This window comes from Phyllobacterium sp. (assembly GCF_037994405.1).
GTDB lineage: Bacteria > Pseudomonadota > Alphaproteobacteria > Rhizobiales > Rhizobiaceae > Phyllobacterium.
On record NZ_JBBNAN010000455.1, the window covers coordinates 1 to 24,945 of the forward strand.

A 24,945-nucleotide genomic window follows, 5' to 3' on the forward strand; every position below is an offset into this window, starting at 1 on the left:
ACACAAACGAGGATGACCGAAAACTCCGCTGCCTCATATTCCTCTATGTCTTCGATGGAGCCAAATGTGACCATGCGCAGGCCGAGCCCATTCGCCAGAAGCCCCCACGAAAGGTGCTGTCGAGCAAGGACACGTCCGTCAATAATCGCGAGCGTCCGCTGTGGACGGAGTTCGGTCGATGCAATGTGGAACTCGGCACGACGGGCAGCCGCATGTCGATTGTAAACGGCATGATCAGCATCCGGGATTCGTTCATACATGATTCCTGACATTTCTTACCCCCAAAACATACTCACTGACACAAGTATCAGTACTGGTAACTTCGAGTTGTTTGACATTAATGGCTGTGGCGACCGAATGACCTTCAGTGCGGAAATTATCCGGCCACCTGCAAGCTTCGTTTGTTATTCGTTGGCTACCTGCCTGCCACAATCAGGAAAGAATTACTCAACGCAATGCCATAGTTGACGATTTTCCGCCAAAGCGCTTCACCCTGCAGGGTGAATGCAAAAAAACCTTCGATTTTGCTTTTGAAAGAGCAATCAGGGCGATTCAAGCCCAGCGATCATACGGATCAATTCGATCTGGCTGCCTGCATTCGTCTTTGCATACAAGCTCTTGATCTGCGAGCGAATGGTCTCGCGGGAAAGACCAGCCTCTGCGGCAATCTCATCAGCTGACCTTCCACCGATGAGTCCGTTCAGCGCCCTCGCTTCGGCGGCTGTGAGCGAGTGCATGCTGACGAATTCCTCAACATCCAATATCCGCTGCTGCGCGCGGTGTGGCTCCAGGATAACGACGACCGTTGGCCCTTCAAAGAAGAAGGAAAAGCGATCTTTCTGGACGTGGATCAGTGTGACCTTTGCGTCCCCGACCATATAGGACGCAAATTTCGGCTCGACCGATGTCCTGTCCAGCATCCGCTGCAACATGGTGTCCGCATCATGGGAAGCGATATGCAGTTTGCCCGAAGCAGAGGTTCTGACGCAGGTTCCCTGCTCGAGGATTTTCTGCGCGGTTTCGGATACGGATTTAATACGCGAGTTGTCGCCCACGATGATGAGACCGACATCGATCGCGTCAAAAGCCAGTCCGCGCGCTTCCTTGCTGAAGCGATTGAACGAGCGATTTTGGTAATATTTGAAAACCCTGTGGAGGTGCGGAGCAAGACGAGTGAGAAGTTCGGCGGCGTTGTGGGTTCTCTCACTCTCAAGGTCGCTCGTAAGCACGCTGAGAAGAAACGACCGGCCCTCGTTGCGGACGATCGTCACACCGACCGCTGATTGGCATCCGGCTGGCACGAGAAAATCCGTATAAAACTCCGTCTTCACCAGCTGATCATACGGCAACATCTGCTCGGCGGTAACACCAATGCCGATCTTTCGCACCGAGGCCTTCGGCATCCAGGGATTGATGCGGCAGAAGTAAGTATCGTATTGATTGACTTGCTTTTCGGTCAGGCCGGACGTCAACGACAAGGCGCCGCTCGCCTTGTATTGATCGTGATAAAAAAGTGTCGATTTACCGTCGGGAAGGGTTGACGCAAGCCGATCGAGAAAATGCTGCCAACTGGTCTCACCCAGCAGGGACGCATAAACGAGGTCGATAAACTCGTCGTCGATAAGCTTCAAGTCGTGCTTCATCCCGCGCCGCCGCTGAAATACCTTATCGGGCGGGAGTATAGCGCCGTGAACGAATTTTACCACTGCAAGACTAAACAATAGGAGCAATCGTCTCGACACGAAGCTGATTTTCCGGTCCTGCCAGACTTCGTCGCAGTCCGCAGAACTGCGCGACACACTGCAAACGCAGATTTTCAACCGCTGCGAGTAGATTAGTTAAATACATAACCCCAACTGATTAACAAGTAATCCGTAATTCTGTTAGACTCGAAATATAGTACATTCTATTATCCAATAGATACAACGATCTATCCCAATTCCTTGCATCACGTAGTAATTCCAACTTGATTCCGGCCGCGTCTATACAATTAGTCCAAAACGCACATATGCAATACTGAATGGTTGCTTGAAGCCTGCGGGTCTGTCCCGCGCCCCGAAAAAAGCGATGCGATGAAATCACCTCCAAGGGAGGTGTGACTGGTTGGCTCGCGGGGCAAGCGGCCGCAAAGGCTCGTTGCAATAGGCCCTTGCCCTGACATCTGAGGGAGAGAGAAACATGGCATTCACTGATAATTGCGACATCTTCGCTTCGTTTCACGAGGACGCATTCAACGCTGTCGTGAAGCATGTCCGCCAGCAACGACCGTCGCTATTCAATTATGCATCCCTGGGTATCATCGCGAACCCGGGGCTGCTGTGTCGGCAGATCGATGCGCATCCAGTCGTGGCACAGCGGAACAACCCTTTGATGACACGGATCGATCCATTGCCGATTCCCGGAACCGATTTCGCGATGGAGCTATCGGTCCAAGTCGTCGATGCCAAGATCGACTTCCATCCCGGTAAGATGTTCACATTGCCGCCGGAGCTTGGAAAACTTCCTTCCCAGCGCTTTGCGATTGCGCTCGGCATTTGCCTCGGCCTTGGTTGCCCGCGTGACTTTCCGCTCGACCGGCTCATTGAACCGCCGCAAGACAAACCGGACAGGAATGACAAGGACCGCCAGCCGGTGCCTCCGAAACCGCTGCCAGTGCGCAGCCTTATCTGCTTCTGTCTGGACGTCTTCGCCATCGGCGGGGTTCGCATTCGCTATTACAATGGCAAGCCATATCTCGAGCCTTTCCTCGACCGTATCGAAATAGTCGACATTCGCCCCGATGAACTCGAGGCGATCCTCGAATGCTATCTCGAATTGATGCTGAAATTGGGCCTCATTCCCAAGCTGCGAATTCTGCTCGAGCGAGCCCCATTGGAAATTATCAAAAATGTCGTCAGCGTTGTAGTCAAGCCCACACCGATCTCGGCGGCCGTACCGAACAATCCTGCAATCGAGGACGACCAGTTGAAGGCATTCATCAATCTGGAGGTGATCTGATATGGCCAATTTGACCATTGCCGTATCGGAAGGCAGTTTCGTACGACTTTTCAATGCCATCCGGGACAATTTCACCTTTGCCGCCGCCGACAGCGCCGACTTCGGCCCATTCACCGCCAGCTATGACGTCGCCTTTCATCTGGAGAATGGTAGCGTGGATCTGCGTAGCGATAATACGGTCAAGGTCGATGAACTCGATATCAAATGGGACAAGCTCGACCTTTCCCTCGGCATTGACATACCAAGCATTTGCATCGGCGGATGGTGTATCATCCCGACACCGTTTGGATGCGCCCTGCGGTTGCCACGTATCTGCATCTTCGACGACGATCCCGACATTTCGCTGACGTTGCCGCTTGGTGGCATCACATCCGAGGTTTCGTTGACCGGCCGGCTCGTAATGCGGCACTTCGTCAATCCCGCACGCCCGCCTGGCATGAATGCCTGGGATGCGCAGGACGCCGTACCATCGCTGGCAAGCGAATGGCGATTATTCTTCGACGATCCCATCGTCGACATCGACCCGATTGATGTCGCCGACACGGTGGGAGATCAGCTTGAGGCAGCCGTCAATGCAGCCGTCGACAACCTCCTGTTCTTCCTGCCGGGATGGGCACGTGACATAATCAACGGTATTCTTGGACCGGTTATCGACCTCGTTCGGGCGATTCTGGACATTCCGGACGATATTCAGGAGTGGATTTCGGATCTGCTCAATGTGAGCTTCGGACTGCTCGATATCATCGCCCAGTTCATCATCGATTATTTTGGCGACAAGACATCGCTGACCGCTATCGAGGACCCGTATCCATTGTTGCCCGCGACAGCAAATCCGAACAATTTCGGGCCAGCGATGCTGATACCAGTCAAGATTCCGATCCGGAAACTCAACGTCTTCAATACTGATGTCGAGATGGTCCTGGAAGCAGATATAGGATGAAACGATGCTAGCGACACTCAACCGGCAATTGTTCGAGGCGACCGTGTTTGACAGCGGCGCTCTCGGCTTAACGACAAGCGTTGTCCATCAGTTCACTGTCGCCGGAATATACGCGGCGACGGTACGCAAAAATGGAAAGCCCATGGGGAATGTGACTTTCGAGGTCAGGGACGATGCGGCCGCGATGCAGCTCGATATCGATCTTGCCAAGTCGCAAGGAAGTTCGGGAAACGAATGCTGTTGCGGATCGCATGACGGCGCATCGCATTCGGTCTCGACCAAAGGCTATGTTGTCTTCCATACAACATCAGGTACGGGATGGTCTGTCCATATAGGCGAAGGCAAGCAGGCAACGTTTGACAGTACTCGCCTGACAAAGGGCGATATCTTTGCCCTGACATTGCTTGAACCGACCCGGTACAAGATCGAGAACAAGCTTGGAACTGCCAAGGGATCTGTGGAGGTAGGGTTGACCCAAGCGGATCTGAAACGCTTAAGCGAACTGAAACCTGTCATGGTGACGGTGGGCAAATCATTCGACCCGGAGCATTTCAAACTGATCTCGACCCAGGGTCTGGTTTTCCGCGTTGAAACAGACGCTCGCATCGTCATCACGCGGCAGGAAAAGCGCAAGGCCGAGCCGAAGCGTGGACGGATTCGCTTTCATCGCCCGAAGGCCGCCGAAACCCGGCCAACCAGAAAGGCATCCTGATCAATTGACGATCGCTGGAAGCGTCCCTTGCTCGCCGGTGATCGTCACGCCTAGCGCCCACGCCTGAACAGAATCTCGCCCTTGCCCAAAACAGCATTATCGCCACCGTATTTGCCAGGCTTCTGACCGAGCAGTGGCTTGTCCAGGATTTTCTCGCGAATGAGGAAACGGTCGAACAGTCGAGAGAATGCGATGTCCGGTTCGCCGCATGGCATGAACGTTGGGACAAGATTTTCAGGGCGACGATCGAGCAGCAGCGAGCCGCGTTTCATCAAAAAGCCGGGCATGGCGCCAACGCGTCCGGTAACAACAATAGTCCCGGCAACCATCCGGTAGCCGGCGTAGTCGCCGCAGCCTTTAAGGACGGCTATGGTACCGCGGCGCAACCGGTCGCCAGCATAATGGCCCGCCTTGCCGCGAACAATCAGCACGCCGCCTTCCATGCCGGTCATTTCGCCCGCGAGCGGCCCACTGGCATAGTCTCCAGCGTTTCCCTTGATCTCGAGGCGCCCGCCAGCCATGCCCGACCCGGCATGATCGCCGGCACTGCCTTCGACGAGCAATGTCCCGCCCGACATTTTCCGGCCGGCCTGGCTGCCAACATTGCCGGTGACGCGTATCGTGCCACCATTCAGTCCGGCTCCCACCCTGTCCAGCCACGGACTGCTCCCTTCGACGATAAGGCTGTTCACATCCTTGCCTGTGACCTTGAAGACATCGCCAACCAAAGCAGGTTTGCGGCTTGTGCCGACGTGCAGCTTGGCGATCTGGATTTCGGTGAGCCCGGCCAGCGAAGCCGGCGTCAGGCCGGAAAGGTCCAGTCGTTCTTCCGGTTCGGCGAGTAGCGAGAAGGTGAGCGCTTTCATGGCAGCAAATCCTTCAGGTGATAGTGAAACTTGCCAAGCTTCCCGCCATAATTTCCGGCGCTGATGCGAAGTGCACCCTTCTTCGGGCCAAGATCAATGACTGCTTTCAGTCCTGCCCGCATGGCTGCAGCAACTGCATCACTGGTCTCGCCATCGATGACGATCTCAAGGACCGCGTTGATGTCAGGCGTGAGGGCGCTGTTGACGACGCCGCGCAGCGTCGGGGCGAAGGCATCATTGGTCGAGGCCATCATGCCCTTGTATTTGCCGCCGACTTTCGAACCTGATCGAACCACCCCGCCGGGAAATGGCATAATTGCGCCCGGCTCCTTTTCGATAGCCGCAACGGCGCGTTCTGCTGCATGCAAAGCCTTGGCATTGTCGGCTGCAAGAAAGAGCAGGTTGCCGCCGCCAACAGCATTCTTGGTCAGGCCCGTCGTTGCCTCACACAGGAATTCGCCATCCATCACAGGTACACGCCAATAATGCCGACCGCCGAATTTCTTCGAAATCTGCCAGCCATCGCCAAAATAGCGCAGCGCATTGCCAAGATCGAGCGGAGCCGAACCTTCAAGATCGGCGAAGCAGGCACTACCGGGCGATGTCAAGACGCATTGCCCCAGACGGGTCTTCAGTTGCTTCTGCAAGTCGTCCGTGCCCATGGCGAAGATCATCACCCGGCAACCCGGCCGCCCATCTGGCGTCTTCGTTTCTGGCACATCCATATCGATGGCTGCCTCGCAGCCGCAGCCAATAACAGAAGTCGCAAATCCGGTCATGGTGATGGCGGCCTGCCGTGCCCATTTCAGCGTCGGTGCGGTGATGATGATCGCGGTCGCCCGCATGCCGAATGCTTCGGCAAAGGTGTCGTCGATCAGTACGCCGTTGCGGGTCAGCTGTTGCATTTGACCTCCGCAAATGGCTCGTCTCTTTGAATAGCGGAGTCCGGGAAGGCGAACCAGTCGAGCGACAGACCGTAGCGCTCTTCGTGATAGTCTTTCATGCGCTTGACCATTGCCTTGTCCGGCGGCGGATTGAGCCGCAGGGTCTTGCCCCAGCGGTATTGGGTAACCTTGCCGTTCTTGACCACAAGGTCGCCATTCTTGAAAACCAGTGCTGCCTCGCGGAACATTTTGGCGATGTCCTTGCCCTTGCGATAGACTGCGACATCGGCGATTGCCCCTGCGCCGAGATGGCCGCGATCCGTAAGACCAAGCAGCTTGGCCGGAGCAGAGCGGGTCATGATCGCGATCTCTTCGAGCGTATATTCGCGGCGCACCGAGGCGAGCGTCGTCAGTTCCAGCGCGGCCTTGTTCAACTCCGCGGATTTGGCGTCCCGGGCACCGCTGCTCATCAGCAGTTCGAACAATTCCGGATAGGCGGTGAAGGGCGCGCCATTCGGGTGATCGGTAGTGAAGAAGACGCGCCACGGATCATTGATGAGAAGAAAGAGCTCGAGCCCCACGGCCCATTGCAGCGAGCCGTAGTAATCCTGCTTGTAGCGGTAGGGAACGATGCCACCGCCACCATTGCCATCACCGTCCATGATGACGGTCTTCTTCGGGCTGGCGTTGCCTATGGCGGTAAACTGGCGCATCACATCGGAGGAGATCGTCACTGTCTGGCCGAACATCACCTGGCCGATATCGATCGTTACATCGGGATTGGTATTGACAAGTTCGGCCAATCGCGCCGCTTCGGACGAGAATTTGCGCTTGCCTTCCGTCCCATAGCCATAAAACTGCAGATGAGCGAGGTGCAGCGGAACGCCCTCGGTGGCCGCTATCGTGTCCGCCGCCGTATCGGCGCTTCCGGCAATGCCGAGATTGTTGGCATGCACGTGCAAGGGATGCGGTATGCCAAGACGGGTCACAGACGCCTGCAGCGACTTGACGATCTTGCGTGAGCTGACCCCGTATTCCGGCACCGTATCGTCCAGCGAGAAAGACCGGACGTTCTCCTTGAAGGCGGCTGCTGCACCGGCATTGATGACCTTGACGCCAAGCGCCCGGGTCGAGCCGACAACCCAGGCGATGTAGTCGTCGAGCATCGCCGACGAATTGCCGTTGCGAAGCAGCGATAGGGTGAAATCGTCGTTGCCGAGGATGGCCAGCGTGGCCTTGTCGATGATGGGAATATCGGCAAGTTCGAGATGCGTGTGCAAGGCGGTATAGGGCGCCATGGCGGGTTCGACGACAGTCGTGAAGCCCATTTGCGCATAAAGGCAGCCGGTCTGGAAGGTCGACCATCCTGCATTGGAAAGGGGCGTATTGGCGGGCCTTGGCTGGTGAGCCGCATGATGTTCGGGCAGCAGCAGCCGCGCCGTGTTCACATTGCCGCCGCCAATATGCGAATGGATATCGATGGCGCCGGCCATGATGACACAACCCGAGACATCATGCGTCTGGTCGGCCGTCTCATCTCTGGGCGGGTCGATCAGCACGCCATCCCTGATCCAGATTTCGCGCAGTCGCGTTTCGCCATTAACGGGATCGACAACCTCGCCGCCGACAAGCCGGGTCAGCATGGCAAGGCCCCCCTACCGGGCAAGACTTCCGCCATTTGCCGAATGATGTTTGAGACGCTTGGCAATTGCGAAGGCGCGGTGGCTTCGATGGCCCTGAATGTGCCGAGCCTGCTGGAATAAGCTACTCCATCGTGGTCCACGCCCGCTTTGCCGACTGAGATGGTGACCGCAGCTCCGGCGGTCGGTGCTTCATTTTTGCTAAGCGAAATCAAGGCAATACTTCCCCCCTTAGGGGGAGTTTCACCGCCACTCGTCGACATCCAGACATGAAGATCCGCTTCCTTGTCACGGATCATGCGCTGGACGTTCCATCGCACGGGGTCATAGCTTGGGAGGCTATTGGAGAAACCTGTTCGGGGTGGAAACCCGGTCATCCACAGGGAGGTGAGCGCGGTGCCCCAAGCATCGTCGTCAGCGGGAAGAAACACGCTGCTGGCGCGCCCTTTCCTGTTCAGGTCGGCGACCAGGCCCTGCAGTGCGACGAGGCTTGGACCGTCGCCGGATGCACCTGAAAAGACAAACACGGGAAACGCGCTTTTGGTCAGGAATTTCCTGAACCGATCGATATTGCTCAGTGACGATGCGACCTGGCGCTCTTGCAGTTCGGCACGAAGCACAGCCAGTGCGCCGCCAAGCAACAGGCCATCAGAGCCAAGCGAGACGGCCTTCAGTCTCCGCGCAAATTTGCTGGTGTCCGAGCCAGCGGTTCCGGAGCCTTCAATGCGGAACCACGAGCGTTTGTTGCGATCTCCGAGATCAGGTTGCGAGGCTGCCCATGATTGCAGCAACTCATGATGATGCGCTGGAATTTCACCGACGAGAACGATCAGGCTGGAGCGCCGCCGCGCCTCACCCGGTGTCGTGAACATGCCGCCGTAATCGGTGAACAGGGAGACTTCATTGGCGAGTGACTCGCCCCGCGCATGGTCGTAAGCGCCGCCTAACCGTTCCACCAGTGCGATGGCACCGCGTGTGCCATGCACATCAGTATCGAGGGTGAAAACTGGACAGCGACTTGATGCCAGAAGCTTTGCAGCATTCTGAATTGCATCCATCAAAGAGACCGGCTGGCTGCCAATCCATGCAACCGACATATTCCGCAACTTTCTGGTGCCAAGATTAGCTTAGCCACTTCTTTTTCGATTGTGAACCCTGTCACCAGGCAAAAATCCTGCGATCAATCGTCGTATTTAACATAGGCAAAGCGCTGGTCGGTTTGCGGCGTTCCCTCCAGCGATCCCGACTCTTTGCCAGGCTGCCACTGGACAATGCTCTCGATCTTTTTGGCGAGCTCGAAATCCTTGTCGGTGATGCCCTTGGCGGCATGATTCTGTAACAGCACCTCCACCCATGCGTAAGAAGCCTTGAGATCAGGATGATGCCAGGCGGCTTCCGCCAGGTGCCCCACCGTGTTGATCACCATCAATGTCGATTTCCAGCTATGGGTCTTGTATTTCCGGCGTATCCAGCCGTTCTCATAGCGCCAATGCGGCAATTCCTCTTGCAGTTTTGTTACAATTTCGCTCTCCGAATAGACCTTCTCCTTGGGTCCGGCGTTCTTCGTTTCGTCGTTCATTTTGCATTGTCCTCCTATTCTTCGCGCATCATGCTTGCGCCTCGTTTGAAAGACGATATCATAGCGCAGGGCCCGATTTTTGAGATTATGTAAAGATTAAGCAAATGTCGGAATCCGTCACGATCAAAGTCCCGGCCCGCCTGCATCTTGGCTTTCTTGATATACCGCGTTCAGGTCACGACCGGTTCGGGAGCGTCGGTCTCCCCATCCAGGATATCGCTACGGTCCTGACTATTTCCCGTGCGGCTGAGATGCAGGTTCATGGCGAGGAACAGGTGCGCATCGCGCAGCATATTGCTACGCTTTCTGCACATCTCGGGATCAAGGCACAGCACCGGGTCACCGTTCAGCGGACAATTCCAAGACATGTCGGACTTGGTTCGGGCACGCAGATTGCGCTCGCGGTTTCGGCCGCACTTCGCACACTGCATTCGTTACCGCTCGACATAACCAATGACGCTGCTCTGCTCGGGCGCGGCTCGCGTTCGGGGATCGGCATTGCTGCCTTTGAAGAGGGCGGCGTGATCGTTGACGCAGGTAAAGCGCAAGGGCAACAAGCGCCAACCGTGATCTCACGCATTCCCTTTCCGGATGTCTGGCGCATCATTCTCGTGCTCGACACGTCGACGCAGGGCATTCACGGTGAAGCAGAAGTCGAAGCCTTCCGCACGTTGCCACCCTTCCCTGAAGCGACTTGCGCCTTGATCTGCCGTCATGTGCTGATGAACATCATGCCGGCCCTTATCGAGGGAGACCTTGTCACCTTTGGCCGCGCGGTGGAAGCGATCCAGATCGAGATCGGCACCTACTTCTCGCCGGCCCAGGGCGCCATCTTTACGAGCCGGTATGTCGAGGCGACATTGCATCGCCTGGCAAAAGCGGGGGCAGTCGGAATCGGCCAGAGTTCCTGGGGGCCGACGGGCTTTGCATTTGCCGCGTCCCAGGCTGACGCCGAACGTATCGTCGACGAGATTGGCGGTCATCCCGGCACTACCATCCAGATTGTAGCAGGCAGAAATGCGGGGGCGGACATCACGCACACCGCCCTGAACCTAGCCAGAGCTTGAACCATGGGCACTTGGTCAAAGAGGAGCGGATAAAATGAGCCGCAAGACGATCCTTCACATGCTGACACCTCTCCGGCACATGAGCCCGTTCGACGTCAATATGGCGCTCGATGCGGGCTATGATGCAGTTATTCCTTATACTGACGTCGAACTTTCCGACGTCGGCAACCTCGTTCAGGACGCTATCTTTTCCCGTCCGCCGGATGCAGGTGTTGCGACCGGTATTTTCCTCGCCGGCAAGGACGCACCGCTTGCGCTCGACATGCTCGACGCGGCAAAGAAATCGATGGTGCCGCCCTTTGAAATCTCGGTCTTTGCCGATCCCGCGGGGTCCTTCACGACCGCCGCAGCGATGGTTGCCAAGGTCGAGAAAGCGTTGATCAAGTATCACGACCGCGAACTGAACGGAACGTCAGTAGCCGTCTTTGGCGCAACCGGCGTGGTCGGTTACTGTACGGCGGTAATCGCGGCTGGCGAAGGTGCGAGGGTGACAATCGTTGGCCACGACGGCATCGAGCGCGTGCAGGAGATAGCAGCGTCGATCAAGCAGCGCTTCGATTTGACTGTCGAGCCGACTGATGGATCCGCCGAGGCCAGGAAAGCGGCAATTGTCGAGGGCACAGAAGTTGTCCTCGCGGCGGCAAAGGCAGGTGTGCAGGTGATCTCGAAAGCGCAGCTCGGTTCGGCGGGCGGGCTTCTGGTTGTCGCCGATGTGAATGCTGTTCCCCCGGCAGGGATCGAAGGGCTGAAAGTCAACGCAAATGGTGAGACGCTTGATGCGACACAGGCTGTCGGCATTGGTCCGCTCTCCATCGGCAACGTCAAATACAAGACGCAGGCTGGTTTGTTCGAACGGATGATCAAGGCCGAAAAGCCAGTCATCCTTGATTTCCGGGACGCATTCGCCCTTGCTCGTGACCTTGCAAAATAACCCCGCAATCCTGATCGCTGCGATCTCGGGGCGCTCGCTTGCCGCTGCGGCGAAGAGAGCGGGATTCCGGCCCCTTGTCGCCGACCTTTTCAACGACGCGGACACGCTCGCTCTTGCGGACCGCGCGGCTAAGCTGTCGGGCAGTTTGCAGGCCGGGATCGATGAGAGCGAGGTCGTGGAGACTCTGGTCAGGCTCGCCGGTGGCGATATGCCCATAGCTGTCGTCTGTGGCTCCGGTTTCGAACGAAAGCCGGAGATGATAGAAGCTATTTCACGGAAATTTTCGGTGGCCGGGAACAGTGCCAAAACGATCGGGCTGGTGAAGGACCCGATCAGCCTTTCGCGCCTCTGTTCCGAACTGAAGATTCCGCATCCGGACATCCGCTTCGACAGCCCCGAGCATCCGCGTGACTGGTTGACCAAACTCGTCGGCGGTGCGGGCGGCTCACATGTAAAGCCGGCAAATGGCGATGCGTCCAGCCATGAACATTATTTTCAGCGCTTCATCCGCGGAAAGAACCTCTCGGCACTGTTTCTAGCAGATAGGGACAAGGCCCATATCGTCGGGTTCAGCCGCCAATGGTCTTCGCCATCAAAGACCTCGCCGTTTCGCTATGGCGGCGCGGTCCGGCTGCGGCGCTACGACAGGGAAAAAGCTTTGCGGATCAGGGACTGGCTGACAGCGCTGACGAGACGCACCGGTCTTGCCGGCCTATGCAGTGCCGACTTCATCGACGGCGGTTCTGGCCTCCGTCTCATAGAAATCAATCCGCGCCCGGGCGCGACGCTCGATATCTTCGACAGCGAGGAAACGCCCCTGATCCGGGAGCATTTGCGCGCTGTCATGGGATGCAAGATATCAAAGCCAGCCTATAGAGGTTCGGCAGCGTCGGCGATTGCCTATACTGCGAAAGCAATCAGCGTGTTTCCGCAAGTGGCGTGGCCAGCAATGACCGCCGATCACCAAAGGTCCGGCACTGCGCTTGAGGCAGGCGATCCCGTCTGCACCGTCTTTGCTACTCAAGATTCAGCTGCCGCCGCGATGAGGGCCGTAAAGTGCCGCGTCAAAGAACTAGCAGTCCATTGGAGGGAGGATTTCCGATGAGGGACGGTCACGCCTATTTGAACAGAAACGCGCAACGCATAGCTGATGCAGTGATAGAGGAGTCCGACCGGCTTGGCATTGGCCACAGCCGCGGCAGTCTAGGCGAACATCTGATCGATGCGGGCGCGAACAGTCCAGGCGGCATCGAGGCAGGTCTGCGGATCATTGAGATCTGCATGGGCGGGCTGGGTACGGTTTCGGCGCGATTGGGCGTGGGTAAATGGCCCTATTCGGTCGATGTCCGCTCGTCGCAACCGGTGCTTGCCTGCCTCGGCAGCCAGTATGCCGGATGGAATCTTTCGCACGAGAAATATTTCGCCATGGGATCTGGCCCGGTGCGGGCACTGGCGCGGGTGGAACCCCTCTTCGAGGAAATAACCTACCGCGAGCCAGATGCGGTTTCGTCGGTTGTGGTTCTTGAAACATCGACCCCGCCGCCCGCACCGATTGTCGAGAAAGTGTCGAAAGCAACGGGGCTCGGTCCGGAAAAACTAACATTCATCTACGCACCGACGCAAAGCCTGACCGGTTCCATGCAGATCGTCGGCCGGGTGCTGGAAGTGGCCCTGCACAAGGCGCATGATCTGAAATTTCCGCTCGACGCGATAGTCGATGGCGCAGGACGCGCGCCGATCCCTGCCCCGCATCCGGATTTCCTGCAGGCCATGGGCCGGACAAATGACGCGATCATCTATGGCGGTATTGTCCAACTCTACGTTCGCGGCAGTTCAAATGCGGCGCGCGATCTGGCGGAACAGCTGCCAAGCCGGACGTCCCGGGACTATGGCCAACCGTTCGCCGATATCTTCAAGAAGTTCAAAGGTGATTTTTACGCCATCGACCCGCATCTGTTCAGCCCTGCCGAGGTGATTGTTACCTCAGTCGAAACCGGTGATACATTCCGCAGCGGCAGCTCTGACAATGCAATGCTGGAACAATCCCTGGGGTGAGATACGCAAAAATGCCAGACACGATACTGATCCTATCCGACCGGCCTGATCGTCAGGTAAGACAGCTTCAATCCTCCTTTCAATCGCTCGGGTTTGACGTCCTGGCGCTGGCATTGGCGGATATTGGTTTCGACAGCCGCTATCCGTCGTGCATCGCAGTTCCCGGTATGAATGGCGCCCTACCCGCCGCGGTGATCGTCCGGTCGATTTCATCGGGAACATTCGAAGCGATCACCCGCCGTCTCGGCATATTGCACGCGTTTGCACATCTGGGTGTTCCAGTATGGAATTCGGCAAAGGCCATCGAACGATGCGTCGACAAGTCGACCACAACATTCTTCCTGGCGCAGGCAGGTCTGCCTACGCCGGAGACCTTCGCTGTCGAAAGTCTGGCAAATGCTAAGGCGGTCGCCGAGCGGGAACTTGCTCACGGTCCGCTGGTGTTGAAGCCACTGTTCGGTTCGCAGGGAAAGGGTATTCGCTTGATCCGGCGGATCGAGGACCTGCCCGCCCCGGAAGAGATCGATGATGTCTACTATCTCCAGCGTTTCGTTGCTCATTCCGGACCGCCATTCTGCGATTACCGGGTCTTCACCTGTGCAGGCGAAGTATTGGGCATGATCACACGGCGCGCCGAGGGTTGGATCACCAACATAGCCAAGGGTGCAAAAGCGGAGCCTGTCATGGGACCATTGCGTGCCAAGCTGGAGAGCCTCGCTCTTGCCGCTTCCGCAGCAATCGGCACCGATTTCGCCGGGGTCGATATTGTCCCGGCGGCCGATGGAAGACTTCTGGTGCTCGAGGTCAACAGCATGCCTGCCTGGACGGGGCTGCAGTCGGTCGTTCCCGTTCGAATTGCCGATTGCATCGCCAATGCTCTGGTCGCCCGGATCATAGCTGAACTCGATGAGAGACCGGCGGCGTGAATCCGACCCGCGAACAGATAAGACGCGCCTATATCGATGCCTGTTACCTTGAAATCGAGGCGTTGAAGCCGGGCAACGTGCATCGTTTTGCTGATGGCCATCGCATGAACGCGGCACAATTTTTTGAAAGTGCACAAATATCCTCCCATGCGGTGACCGACCCTACTCTTTCCACAGGACAGCGCATCCTTGCGGCGGTCACGGCAACACGTAACAAGATCGAAACCAACACCAATCTCGGCATTTTGCTTCTTTGCGTTCCGCTCGCAAAAGCTGCCGAAAATGACGACCCGGATCTGCAAGCAAGCGTTACGGCAACGCTTGAAAGGCTGGACCTTGGCGACACGCGCGACGTGTTTAGCGCAATCATGCTGGCACAGCCGGGCGGGCTTGGGTCAGCCCCAAAGCATGACGTATCGACAGAGCCGGAAGTGTCGCTCCTCGAAGCGATGCAGGAGGCCGCTGACCGGGACATGATTGCCCGGCAATATGTGACGGGGTTTGCCAATATTTTCGACGGCGGGCTTGCGGCGCACAAGGCTGCCGCCGACCGTAATGAGCGCGGAATGTGGCCAACTGTTTTCGTCTATCTGTACTTCCTGTCGGCCTTTCCCGACAGCCACATTGTCCGCAAACATGGCAATGTTGTTGCCGAGAAAACGAGAAAGGAAGCCGAGCAAATTCTTGCGCGCGTTGAAGGTTTGAAAGATGGAAAGGAGCGGGAAAAAGTGCTCCTTGCTTTTGATGCCAAGCTGAAAGCCGACTGCGTCAATCCGGGGACCTCCGCAGACCTGACAGTTGCAACCCTTTTTGCATTAAAACTCAACTTGGTCTTGCATATTGATGAGGTAAATGCTTGAATTTCGCCAGCGGATTTCATCCGCTGCTATCTGGCCAACCGACCCCCAACTCAAGGGTGCTGTGAACAAGGATAGCTGTCCATCGAGCGTCGTGTCTCGAGGTACGGCATCTTTGGACAAACCATTTGGGACCGCTATAGGGAGGAATTAGGCCGTGGCGAAAATCAATAAAGTAATGGTTGGCGAGTCGCTCGTTGGCGACGGAAATGAAGTTGCGCATATCGATCTTCTGATCGGACCGCGTGGCAGTGCTGTAGAGACGGCATTCTGTCATGCGCTGACGAACAACAAGGATGGATTCACTTCCCTTCTTGCGGTTATCGCGCCGAACCTGGCATGCAAGCCGAATACGATGCTGTTCAACAAGGTCACGATCAAGGGCGCCAAACAGGCGGTCCAGATGTTCGGACCTGCACAGCACGCCGTTGCAAAGGCGGTTCAGGACAGTGTTGCCGATGGCACGATACCGGCGGAGGAAGCTGACGATCTCTTCATCTGCGTCGGCGTCTTCATCCATTGGGAGGCGGAAAGCGATGCCAAGATCCAGGACTTCAACTACCGGGCAACGAAGGAAGCCATTCAGCGTGCAGTGACGGGCTGGCCGACAGCCGCAGAGGCAACCGCTCAGCGCGATTCTGTGAAGCATCCGTTCAGCGCCTAGACAAGAGACAACCCCGCACAGAGCACGCCCTCTGGCGAATCGGATGGCCTGTTGCGCCGGTTGGCGAAACTTCTGGGCTTCTAGAGTTGAGCAAGGGGAGAAGGAGCAATTATCCTCCCCTTCTCAGCGCGGTTTGACGCTCTCATTTTTCATCAGAGTTGAAATAGCTTCCGGCGTCAGCGCGCCATTGTGCAGCGATGTTGCAGCGAGCGCAGCCGAGATGCCCATCGTCTCAAGCCGCTCAAGATCGTGCAGATTGCGGATGCCCCCCGCAGCGATGACGGTGCGATTTCCTGCACGGCGCTTGATCTCTGCCAGGCGGTCGAAGTCCGGGCCTGAACTGGCGCCGACCCGGCCGAGAGTCATGACGATGACACGGGACGGCCAAGTCTCTGCGCTCTCAAGGATCGACAGCGGGCCCACAAACTCGTCGCCACGAAAATCCAGGGAAAGTATCAACCGCGGATTTGCGTGGAAAGTTTCGAGCACGGAAGCGTCCGCTTGGGACTCGGAACCCAGAACCGGGAATATGCCGTCCGTTGCGAGAACGGTATCCAGTTGATCTTGTTCACTGAACCCCGCGTCGAGCCAGATATTTGCGGTCAATAGCAGTGGCCGCAGTTGACCCAAGGCTGCACCTTCGCGGCGACGCTCTATCCGGTCGAGATCGGCAACATAGAAAGCCGGAAAAGGATAGAGCGTGCGCAGGCCATTCGCCACGTCGAGGACATTGGCGGTCGAGCTGAGTGGCGTTTCAATGGGCTGATAGGTTTCGCGGTTGCCCATGAGGGCGCGAACCACGAGACCATCTTTTATGTCGAGTACCGGAATGATATGCACGAGTGAATCCAAAACGATGATTGAGCCCATGAAATCCCGATTTGCCAACGAAGGAAAGACCCGTGTTACCGGTTGGGACCTGGGCGGTGCCCATCTCAAGGTAGCCAAGTGCCAGGATGGCGAGATCGTCTCAGCCAATATCATGAAAACACCGCTCTGGCTCGGCGTCGATCAATTGCGTGAAGCTTTGCGAGTACTTGGTCCGCTGCGTGCACAAGGCAATGTCAATGTCTTCACCATGACTGGCGAACTTTCCGACACCTTCGCCTCACGTGATGCCGGAATTGCCGGCTTGCTCGACTTCATCGAAGAAGAATTCGGCATCGAAGATACCCTCATCTATGCCGGCCGCTCCGGCTTTTGCGGTGTTGGCGCGGCACGCGATCTCGGCAGCGATATCGCGTCCGCCAACTGGCATGCTACCGCAATGCTGAGTGCAAGGCTGGCCAACACTGGCCTGTTCGTCGATATGGGCTCGACGACGACGGATATTCTTGCCTTCAAGAATGGCGAACTGGTCAATCAGGGATATTCAGATGCTGAGCGGCTCCTGACCGGCGAACTGGTCTATACCGGCTTTGCCCGCTCGGCGCTTATCGGCATTGCTGCCCTCGTTCCGGTACGCGGGCAAATGACGCCGCTGATGAACGAATATTTTGCCAATACCGCTGATCTCGGCCGCATCCTTGGCAGGCTCGACGAAGCGGACGATAAGTATCCCTCAGCCGACCGTAAGGCCAAATCCGTCGCGGGGTCGATTGCGCGGCTGGCGCGCATGGTCGGACGTGACAGTGCCGATCTCGACGAAGACGAATGGATCCATATCGCCCGGTGGTTCAGCGAGTACCAGCTGCGCATGATCCACGATGGAGCATTTCGCGTCGCGCGCAATCTTTCGCAGGATCGCACGGCACCAGTGATCGGTGCCGGGATCGGCCGCCCGCAAATCAAGGAGCTCGCGAAGCGCCTTGAACGGCCTTATCTGGATTTCGGTTCGTTGATCCCCGCTGCGGAGGATGCGCGCGACGATGCCAGCAAGGCGGCGCCCGCTGCTGCTGTCGCTTTGCTTGGATCAATGCAGCTGCAAGCGTAACTATCTAGATGTGGCCGCCGTGATGCACCGCATCCTTGCCTTTTTCGTCAGCAGCATCGCGATGGTCCTTGACCTTTTGCATGAGCCACGACCACGCTAGGTGTTCATCGGGCCCCGCGGTCTTCTCGATGGCGATCGTCAGATAGGCGATCTCCACATCGATCTTCTCCGGAGGGAGCATATGAAGCCGGCTGACCAGGATGGCCAGTTCAAGTACGGCGGCCTTAGCGCGATTGAGCCCGGTAAAGGGTGCGTGTGTCGCTTCGGAAACCACCTTGCAGAAATGGCGCGGGCGCAAGCCGTCGTCCTTGATCGCCTCAACATGAAGGACGGAATGACTAAGCGCTGACCGGAGCCGCGGCACCGGACAATTCTCAATGGGAACGGTGGGCCAATCCTTGCGGCCGGTCAAACATCCAGCAAAGACCAGCATGTCGTCGGTGTAATTGGCGATGGCATAGGGAACCGCTGCAAGATTCTCCAGCGTTTTGGAGGGGCGGAAGGGGGCAATGATCCAGCCGTCATCCTGCTGGATAATGCCGAGCGGCGCAATATGCACGATGCCATCGGCATCCACCGTCGTTACGATAGTCTCCCTGATGTAGGTCATGGCGCCACATCCTTCTTCGTTCGCAACGTGTGTCCGGCTTCGGCCAGTCGCGTGCGGTCCTGTTGCTTCTCTGGAACTGCTGCGCCCCAGGCAACCGGCTCGTCCTGGGCATAACGCTTGCCCAGTTTCCAGGCAATTTCAGCCTTCGTTAGTTCCGCCCCGAGATAAAACGCATGCGCGCCGTCACCCTCAACGTTGAGGCCTGGGAAAAGCTCAAAAGCATCGATGGCAACCTGGTGGCCCTTGCCGTTGAAGATATGGACGCCGTCGGGCGCCGTCATGATGCGGAAATTGGCGTCGCGCACATCGGCGGCAAGAGCCTCGATATCATCGATGCTGTTGGGATAGGGTTTGCGGTCGTGAATCTGCAACAGACTGGCATCATAACCGCGTGGCAGAGCATGGTCCTGCTTGGCGGCAAACATGATACGGCGGGCGCGATCATGTTCTTCAACCGTACGCACGGTGTGCGGACTGACATTGACGACCAGCACATTGCCGATCGAAAGCTCCGAACAAAGACCTGCAAGGATCGCTGTCACGCCGGATGAATCGGCGTCGGTGAGTTCGGTCAGATTGCCTGTGCCCATCATCATGTCGACATCGGGCCAACGATTGCGCGCTTCGAGAAACCGTCCGAGCGAAGCGGCAAAGCCGAAGTGGATCGGATCGAGAACCGGGTCGGCTATGAAGGGGATATTTGCTGCTTTTGCAGATTTGATGGCGCGGCCAAGAGAATCCAGATCGCCCGGTATTGCTGGAATGAGGACCGGCGTCGTGCGGTACTTGATCGCGAGCCCGACCGTCTCTTCGGTGAGGCTGAGGAGGTAGTCTGCGCCCGCTGCGGCGCCGGTTTCGAGTTCATCGAGATTGGCGGAGTCCACGCTCACTGCAAGACCATTTGCCTTGAGGCTCCGAACCGCATCAGCGAGATGTGGAAAGGGTGTTTCCGGCAGGCATCCGAGGTCGATGACATCGGCTCCGGCAGCAGCCAGCGTTGAAGCACGCTGCATCAGCGCATCGAACGATAATGCAGACGCATCAACGATTTCAGCAAAGATACGCATGTCATGCTTTGAAAGGTCGATGGGTTTTCCGACCCGCCCGAGAAAAGCTGGCAAATCTGCGACTTCGTCCGGCCCCCGGACGAAGGAAACGCCGAACTGATCACTCAACCGATCAAGATCGCCCCTGTAACGGCCGGGGAGAATGACCCGGTCAGCATTGATAGGCGGTTTCAGACGGCGGGAAATGATCTCTTCCGTCATCAGGGCGGCGACTTTCACGCCAATATCAATGATCTCATAGGAGAACGTAGTCTGCCCAAGGTCTGCCAGAACCCGTTCCAGCCTCGATCGGGCCAGATGCCCCGTCAGAAACAGCAGGTGCTCAGCCATCGCCTGCGATCACTTTCTGGCGGTGCGCGATTACCGCTTGCAACTCGGCAAGCGATTCGACGACTTGTGTGCGCGTGTATGTCTTGAGCCGTGCCGTATTTTCAAGATCGATTGGACGCGGATAGACCTTGACGATTCCACTTGGAGCCATGGTTTCAAGCTCGGGCGCCGTATCGCAGGCGAACACGATCGACGGCACCAAACACTTTCCCGCCTGCGCATAAACGTTTGTCGGTAGCGAATCGGAAATCCCGACAACGCATTTTGCCACGGTGTTCGATGTTGCCGGAGCGATGACCGCCGTATGATAGACGCCGTGATAGAAACCTCCAATGGGGATGGAGCTCGCAGTCTTGTCGTGCAACACGCGCATGGTTTCGGGAAAGTCGAGTTTCAGCCCGTACATGCGCAGCACTTCATTCGCAGCCTTCGAGACGAAGACATCGCAATGCTCGAGCGTGCGTATCAGATCGAAGCTTTCCACGAAGAAGTGGCCCGAGCCGGTCAGAGCCCATGCCCAGCGCGGCGTATGAAGTCGTGTCATTGTGCAACCATTCCTTCAACGGCCTGTCTGTGCCGCATGATCATGCGTCCGGGGATGGTTGCCAAGGGTAAATCTCTCGAGATTTTTGTGAGCGCCTCAGGTCCCGCAACGTGAAGAATCGTATCCTCAGCCAGCATGGCGGGAAGCATGCTATCGACGATACCGGCGGCGGCCAGGTCCCACACATTGGCATAATCCATGTGTTCGTCGGTCTGCTTGATCAGGAGAAGTGCTTCTGCACGCAACTGTTTGCACAGCCAGGCGCTGAGTGAATCCGATGTTACATCCCAGGAACAGGGGATATCCGGCGCACCAATTGCCATGGATGATGGAAGCCATGCGGCCATGCCCCCCCTATCCAGCACCGAGTGGATATCGCCGATCGAGCGTGCTGGCCGCAACCGTGCATGGCGCTCGGCGATCGCGATGCCGAATTGGTCCATAGCAAGGATGGCCATCGCATGGGCGGCCTCGTTCGAATAGGCCAACCGCTTTTGTGAGATCCTGACCTGATCGGCAAACGGGCCACCCCCTGGCACGATGACGAGCGGAAAGGTGGCCGTTGCCAAAATATCGATCCAACGCTGCATTTCCTCGTGGCCCGCCGTGCTTCCTCCCAGTTTAACGACGAGCGGCCTCATGAGGATGCGCCTTTCCTGCCTCCATGTGCATGCACCGGTTCAGTTTTGCTTGCTGAATGCCTGGACTTCCCCGAACTCCTGGCATCGCTCTTCCGCTCGATCTCGACGCCGACGCCGCCTGGTCCGATTTCAAGCTTTTCTGCTCGTACAACCACTCGGGTAACCCGGGGGTTTTCCAGAACGAATGCTGCCACCTGCTCTGCCAGCGTCTCGGCAAGCTCGACGTGTCCTTGCGCGACAATAGCCCGGATACCATCCATGATAAGATCGTAGGAGACGACATGGCGCATGTCTTCCGGATTGCGCGTCACCCGCAAAACGTCAGCTGTTACGTCGAAGCGCACCTTCTGTGACTTGCCATGCTCGAAGCTGTAAGCGCCAATCTGTACTGGCACAACAAAATCACGGACGAATATCTTGTCGGTACCAAGCCCGGCTTGGGCAGGATCGGGAAAATAGCCGCGCGCCGCCAGCAGTTTGTAGTCGACACCAGCTGGCGCACCCGGTCCCTGTGCTTCGGGTATCAGAGCCCGTATTTTTGCAGTCGCTTGCGCATCAACAGGTGCCATGCGGCTCAGCCCAGCACAGAGCGCACCGCGAAAACCGAGAAAGTCCGGCTTGAAGGCCAGCAACCGCGGCACATCGGGCGCCTCGAGCGATCCGGCGACACCTGACATCAATCCATGCACCTGACAATCCTTGACGAAATGGCCAATCTGGTCGGGCGTCAAATGATCCAGCAGACGCCCCGCTGATTTCTTGGCCGTATCGATCATCACGCCGTGAAACCCGGCTGCTGCAAATTTCTCCGCCAGATTTTCCTCATACTCATTCAGGTGGTCGGCAAAGAGAACAGCAATCAATTTCTTGTGTGAGGCGAGCGGTTGCAGGACGCCGATGCAGGCGGCCAATTGGCCAAAGGGAAAGAAGCCGATCTTGATATAATCCAAGCCTGTTGAAGCGATCTCCTCGACCTTGCGGCGGATGGTTTCCGGCTCCATGGGAAGATCGCCGCATGCGGCGCTGACAGGTCGCCTGCCTGAAATAAAATCGATAACTTCCAAGAGCTTGTCCGGCTCAACAGCACCAAGCGCTCCATTTCCAGGATCTTTCAGATCAATGATATCCGCACCATTTTGGAAGACGATTTCCGCTTCCTGCCGGTCCTGTACGCTCGCCAGCATTTTTGTCATCAGCATGCCCCCTCGGAGAGATGAAGAATCTTGCCCGTTGGCCACGAAAAGATGACACGGAGGGTTGAGATTATGGCGGGGTTGTTTAAAAACACTACGGGCACCTCTGTTCTTAAGCGACCGCCATCATGTGAACGGCGGCATATCTGAATGGTATGGTCATGAAGAGTATGGTGCCAAACACTCTTGTGTTTTTATTCGGCTTTTTTTTGCTCTTCGTCAACGTGTCTGAGCTGTCTGCTGAACAGGCACCGGCAGATAAAGCGCCAAATCCAACTACCGAAACCCGGATTGGCTATCTTCGCGCCTATGAACCGCAGCTGGCGCTCTCGGTGCTTGACATCCCTCCCCGCGACGAAGGCGTAGCAGGTGCTAATGTCGCGATCAATGACAACAATACCACCGGCAAGTTCCTCGGCCAGAGTTTCGCTCTCGACGCGACGGTGACGAAATTCGACGCCGACGTCGTTCCTGTGTTCAAGGAAATGCTTGCCCGTGGTGATCGTTTAATCCTGACCGACATTTCCGCCAAGCAATTGCTGTCGATAGCAGACCTGGCAAAGGACAGCGGCGTACTGCTTTTCAATGTCGGTGCTACAGATGACATCCTGCGCGAGGAGCAATGCCGGTCGAACGTGTTCCACACGGCGCCAACACGCACCATGCTTGCCGATGGGCTTGCACAATATCTCGTCTGGAAACAATGGCGCAAATGGGTGCTCCTTTATGGCTCACATGAGCGCGATCAGCTTTACGCCGACGCGATACGGCGCGCAGCGACACGGTTCGGTGCGACCATCGTCGAAGAACGGTTGTACGAAGACAAGGGCACCGCCCGCAGGACTGACACAGGCGTGATCCAGGTGCAAAAACAAATGCCGGTCTTTACGCAGAACCTGCCTGAGCATGATGTGGTTGTGGTGGCCGACGAGAGCGAAGTTTTCGGCAGCTATGTCCCTTACCGGACCTGGACGCCACGACCGGTGGCAGGAACTGCCGGGCTTGTTCCCTCAAGCTGGCATCCGGCCAGTGAACAATGGGGCGGTTCGCAGATTCAGAACCGTTTCGACAAGGCGACCGGGCGCCGGATGCTTTCGAAGGACATGCAGGCCTGGACTGCAGTGCGCATCCTCGGTGAAGCGATCACGCGAACCAAGGGCAATGATCCAAAACAGGTTGAAGATTACATCAAGTCCGATGATTTTTCGATCGCGGCCTTCAAAGGCCAGAAGCTCACTTTCCGCAACTGGAATTGGCAATTACGACAACCCGTCCTGATCGGCGACGGGCATGGGGTCGTCTCCACGTCGCCGCAGGAAGGCTTCCTGCATCAATTTTCAGAGTTGGATACGTTGGGTGTGGATCGACCGGAAACCAAGTGCAAGCTGAATTGAAATTGTAATGGGAGGAATGAAATGCGACGACATTTGTGCTTGCTCGCTGCGATCGTGGCGCTGCCATTCTTTGCACAGCCCGCATCGGCAAATATGGTCTATGTCTCCAACGAGAAGGACAATACGGTAACCGTCGTCGATTCCAAGACCATGGAGGTAGTCAAGACGATCGAGGTCGGGCAAAGACCCCGCGGCATTACCATTTCTCCCGACGGAAAGATCATCTTTGTCTGCGCCAGTGATGATGACACGGTAGAGATGATCGACACAAGCACAAACGAGATCATTGGCACGCTTCCATCGGGTCCGGATCCGGAGCTTTTCACCTTGTCCCCCGATGGCAAGACCCTCTACATCGCCAATGAGGACGACAATCTCGTCACGGTCATTGATATCGCAGGGAAGACCGTTGTTGCAGAGATACCGGTCGGTGTTGAGCCGGAAGGTATGGGCGTCAGCCCCGATGGTAAGACCATCGTCAACACCTCCGAAACAACGAATATGGCGCATTTCATCGATACGTCGACCCATGAAATTACCGACAACGTGCTGGTCGATGCCCGCCCGCGTTTTGCCCAGTTCAAGCCAGATGGATCGGAGGTATGGGTTTCTGCCGAGGTTGGCGGCACAGTGTCTGTCATCGACAACAAGACACGTCAAGTCACCCACAAGATCACTTTCGAGATTCAGGGACTGCGCGCCGAGCAGATCCAGCCGGTCGGCATACGCATCACCGCCGATGGCAAGAAAGCCTATGTAGCCCTCGGTCCTGCAAATCGCGTCGCCGTCGTCAATGCCGAAACCTATGAGGTCGAAAAATATGTCCTGGTAGGACAGCGTGTCTGGCAGCTGGCATTCATGCCGGATGGCAAGACGATCATCAGCACCAATGGCCTGTCCAACGACATTACCTTCATCGACACTGCCACCGACGAACCAATCAAGTCGGTTACTGTCGGTCAATTGCCCTGGGGCGTGGCGATATCATCGAACTAAGGCAAGACTGACGGACAAGGGAGGAAATATATGACGAATCAGAAATCATTTCTGCTGGCTACATTTCTCAGTGTTGTAGTTGCTCAATCTATCGCGTTTGCGCAGGCAGATGACGATGA

At 56.9% G+C, this 24,945-nt stretch carries 26 protein-coding genes; 13 read left to right on the top strand and 13 right to left on the bottom strand.

Annotated features, from left to right (window positions below):
• Together AAAC48_RS25120 and AAAC48_RS25125 are read right to left on the bottom strand one after the other, a co-directional pair.
• A partial coding sequence (locus AAAC48_RS25120; protein ID WP_340656809.1) for a hypothetical protein occupies positions 1–272 on the bottom strand: 272 nt, incomplete at its 3' end.
• Between the two features lie 270 nt (positions 273–542).
• Positions 543–1,643 carry a helix-turn-helix transcriptional regulator gene (locus AAAC48_RS25125; RefSeq protein ID WP_340656810.1) on the bottom strand — a complete coding sequence of 367 codons (1,101 nt, stop codon included), beginning with the start codon at positions 1,641–1,643 and terminating at the stop codon, positions 543–545.
• Positions 1,644–2,178: 535 nt separating this feature from the next.
• Between AAAC48_RS25125 and AAAC48_RS25130 the strand changes: the two genes are divergently transcribed.
• Genes AAAC48_RS25130 through AAAC48_RS25140 form a run of 3 tightly spaced genes read left to right on the top strand, consistent with a single transcriptional unit; the run spans position 2,179 to position 4,649 of the window.
• Positions 2,179–2,997, top strand: coding sequence for a hypothetical protein (locus tag AAAC48_RS25130; protein ID WP_340656811.1), 819 nt, complete (start codon positions 2,179–2,181; stop codon positions 2,995–2,997).
• A 1-nt stretch (position 2,998) separates the two neighbouring features.
• On the top strand, positions 2,999–3,937 hold the full coding sequence (locus AAAC48_RS25135) for a hypothetical protein (protein ID WP_340656812.1): 939 nt from the start codon (positions 2,999–3,001) through the stop codon (positions 3,935–3,937).
• Between the two features lie 4 nt (positions 3,938–3,941).
• Positions 3,942–4,649, top strand: a complete 708-nt coding sequence (locus AAAC48_RS25140) for a hypothetical protein (RefSeq protein WP_340656813.1) — start codon at positions 3,942–3,944, stop codon at positions 4,647–4,649.
• A gap of 50 nt (positions 4,650–4,699) precedes the next feature.
• Here the strand turns inward: AAAC48_RS25140 and AAAC48_RS25145 are convergent, their stop codons facing one another.
• The 5 genes from AAAC48_RS25145 to AAAC48_RS25165 form a co-directional block, all read right to left on the bottom strand.
• Positions 4,700–5,515, bottom strand: coding sequence for a formylmethanofuran dehydrogenase subunit C (locus AAAC48_RS25145; protein ID WP_340656814.1), 816 nt, complete (start codon positions 5,513–5,515; stop codon positions 4,700–4,702).
• Positions 5,512–6,420 carry a formylmethanofuran--tetrahydromethanopterin N-formyltransferase gene (gene fhcD, locus AAAC48_RS25150; RefSeq protein WP_340656815.1) on the bottom strand — a complete coding sequence of 303 codons (909 nt, stop codon included), beginning with the start codon at positions 6,418–6,420 and terminating at the stop codon, positions 5,512–5,514. Before fhcD ends, AAAC48_RS25145 begins: the two co-directional genes overlap by 4 nt.
• Positions 6,408–8,042 (bottom strand): formylmethanofuran dehydrogenase subunit A, encoded by a 1,635-nt coding sequence (locus tag AAAC48_RS25155; protein ID WP_340656816.1) that lies wholly within the window; start codon positions 8,040–8,042, stop codon positions 6,408–6,410. The genes fhcD and AAAC48_RS25155 overlap by 13 nt, the downstream gene beginning before the upstream one ends.
• A complete protein-coding gene (locus AAAC48_RS25160) occupies positions 8,036–9,136 on the bottom strand; it encodes a tungsten formylmethanofuran dehydrogenase (protein ID WP_340656817.1) in 1,101 nt (366 codons plus the stop codon). The genes AAAC48_RS25155 and AAAC48_RS25160 overlap by 7 nt, the downstream gene beginning before the upstream one ends.
• An 83-nt stretch (positions 9,137–9,219) precedes the next feature.
• Positions 9,220–9,618 (bottom strand): 4a-hydroxytetrahydrobiopterin dehydratase, encoded by a 399-nt coding sequence (locus AAAC48_RS25165; protein ID WP_340656818.1) that lies wholly within the window; start codon positions 9,616–9,618, stop codon positions 9,220–9,222.
• A gap of 104 nt (positions 9,619–9,722) precedes the next feature.
• Here AAAC48_RS25165 and AAAC48_RS25170 point away from each other — a divergent pair, with 104 nt between their 5' ends.
• The 7 genes from AAAC48_RS25170 to fae all read left to right on the top strand — a co-directional run bounded on the left by AAAC48_RS25170 (position 9,723) and on the right by fae (position 16,118).
• On the top strand, positions 9,723–10,685 hold the full coding sequence (locus AAAC48_RS25170) for a beta-ribofuranosylaminobenzene 5'-phosphate synthase family protein (RefSeq protein WP_340656819.1): 963 nt from the start codon (positions 9,723–9,725) through the stop codon (positions 10,683–10,685).
• A 34-nt stretch (positions 10,686–10,719) separates the two neighbouring features.
• Positions 10,720–11,616 carry an NAD(P)-dependent methylenetetrahydromethanopterin dehydrogenase gene (locus AAAC48_RS25175; RefSeq protein WP_340656820.1) on the top strand — a complete coding sequence of 299 codons (897 nt, stop codon included), beginning with the start codon at positions 10,720–10,722 and terminating at the stop codon, positions 11,614–11,616.
• A complete protein-coding gene (locus tag AAAC48_RS25180) occupies positions 11,600–12,721 on the top strand; it encodes an ATP-grasp domain-containing protein (protein ID WP_340656834.1) in 1,122 nt (373 codons plus the stop codon). The genes AAAC48_RS25175 and AAAC48_RS25180 overlap by 17 nt, the downstream gene beginning before the upstream one ends.
• Positions 12,718–13,671, top strand: coding sequence for a methenyltetrahydromethanopterin cyclohydrolase (mch, locus tag AAAC48_RS25185; protein WP_340656821.1), 954 nt, complete (start codon positions 12,718–12,720; stop codon positions 13,669–13,671). Before AAAC48_RS25180 ends, mch begins: the two co-directional genes overlap by 4 nt.
• A gap of 11 nt (positions 13,672–13,682) precedes the next feature.
• The gene (locus AAAC48_RS25190) at positions 13,683–14,597 is read left to right on the top strand and encodes a RimK family alpha-L-glutamate ligase (RefSeq protein ID WP_340656822.1); all 915 of its coding nucleotides are present in this window, start codon (positions 13,683–13,685) and stop codon (positions 14,595–14,597) included.
• Complete coding sequence (locus AAAC48_RS25195; RefSeq protein ID WP_340656823.1) at positions 14,594–15,457, top strand: triphosphoribosyl-dephospho-CoA synthase; 864 nt, start codon at positions 14,594–14,596, stop codon at positions 15,455–15,457. The genes AAAC48_RS25190 and AAAC48_RS25195 overlap by 4 nt, the downstream gene beginning before the upstream one ends.
• A gap of 154 nt (positions 15,458–15,611) precedes the next feature.
• Positions 15,612–16,118, top strand: coding sequence for a formaldehyde-activating enzyme (gene fae / locus AAAC48_RS25200; RefSeq protein WP_340656824.1), 507 nt, complete (start codon positions 15,612–15,614; stop codon positions 16,116–16,118).
• A 123-nt stretch (positions 16,119–16,241) separates the two neighbouring features.
• On the opposite strand, the gene AAAC48_RS25205 is transcribed toward fae, so the two are convergent.
• Positions 16,242–16,958 (bottom strand): HisA/HisF-related TIM barrel protein, encoded by a 717-nt coding sequence (locus tag AAAC48_RS25205; RefSeq protein WP_340656825.1) that lies wholly within the window; start codon positions 16,956–16,958, stop codon positions 16,242–16,244.
• A 28-nt stretch (positions 16,959–16,986) separates the two neighbouring features.
• Between AAAC48_RS25205 and AAAC48_RS25210 the strand changes: the two genes are divergently transcribed.
• Positions 16,987–18,051 (top strand): hydantoinase/oxoprolinase family protein, encoded by a 1,065-nt coding sequence (locus tag AAAC48_RS25210; RefSeq protein ID WP_340656826.1) that lies wholly within the window; start codon positions 16,987–16,989, stop codon positions 18,049–18,051.
• 4 nt (positions 18,052–18,055) lie between these two features.
• Here AAAC48_RS25210 and AAAC48_RS25215 read toward each other — a convergent pair whose 3' ends face one another.
• From AAAC48_RS25215 to AAAC48_RS25235, 5 genes are read right to left on the bottom strand one after another with little or no spacing between them, the layout of a single operon-like run.
• On the bottom strand, positions 18,056–18,661 hold the full coding sequence (locus AAAC48_RS25215) for a DUF447 domain-containing protein (protein WP_340656827.1): 606 nt from the start codon (positions 18,659–18,661) through the stop codon (positions 18,056–18,058).
• A complete protein-coding gene (locus AAAC48_RS25220; RefSeq protein WP_340656828.1) occupies positions 18,658–20,058 on the bottom strand; it encodes a DUF6513 domain-containing protein in 1,401 nt (466 codons plus the stop codon). Before AAAC48_RS25220 ends, AAAC48_RS25215 begins: the two co-directional genes overlap by 4 nt.
• Positions 20,051–20,602 (bottom strand): flavoprotein, encoded by a 552-nt coding sequence (locus AAAC48_RS25225; RefSeq protein ID WP_340656829.1) that lies wholly within the window; start codon positions 20,600–20,602, stop codon positions 20,051–20,053. The genes AAAC48_RS25220 and AAAC48_RS25225 overlap by 8 nt, the downstream gene beginning before the upstream one ends.
• On the bottom strand, positions 20,599–21,243 hold the full coding sequence (locus tag AAAC48_RS25230; protein ID WP_340656830.1) for a dihydroneopterin aldolase: 645 nt from the start codon (positions 21,241–21,243) through the stop codon (positions 20,599–20,601). The genes AAAC48_RS25225 and AAAC48_RS25230 overlap by 4 nt, the downstream gene beginning before the upstream one ends.
• Positions 21,240–22,436, bottom strand: coding sequence for a (5-formylfuran-3-yl)methyl phosphate synthase (locus AAAC48_RS25235; protein WP_340656831.1), 1,197 nt, complete (start codon positions 22,434–22,436; stop codon positions 21,240–21,242). The genes AAAC48_RS25230 and AAAC48_RS25235 overlap by 4 nt, the downstream gene beginning before the upstream one ends.
• Before the next feature lie 224 nt (positions 22,437–22,660).
• Here AAAC48_RS25235 and AAAC48_RS25240 point away from each other — a divergent pair, with 224 nt between their 5' ends.
• Together AAAC48_RS25240 and AAAC48_RS25245 are read left to right on the top strand one after the other, a co-directional pair.
• Positions 22,661–23,830 (top strand): ABC transporter substrate-binding protein, encoded by a 1,170-nt coding sequence (locus AAAC48_RS25240; protein ID WP_340656832.1) that lies wholly within the window; start codon positions 22,661–22,663, stop codon positions 23,828–23,830.
• Between the two features lie 21 nt (positions 23,831–23,851).
• The gene (locus AAAC48_RS25245; protein WP_340656833.1) at positions 23,852–24,826 is read left to right on the top strand and encodes a YVTN family beta-propeller repeat protein; all 975 of its coding nucleotides are present in this window, start codon (positions 23,852–23,854) and stop codon (positions 24,824–24,826) included.
• The last annotated feature ends 119 nt before the right edge of the window (positions 24,827–24,945 follow it).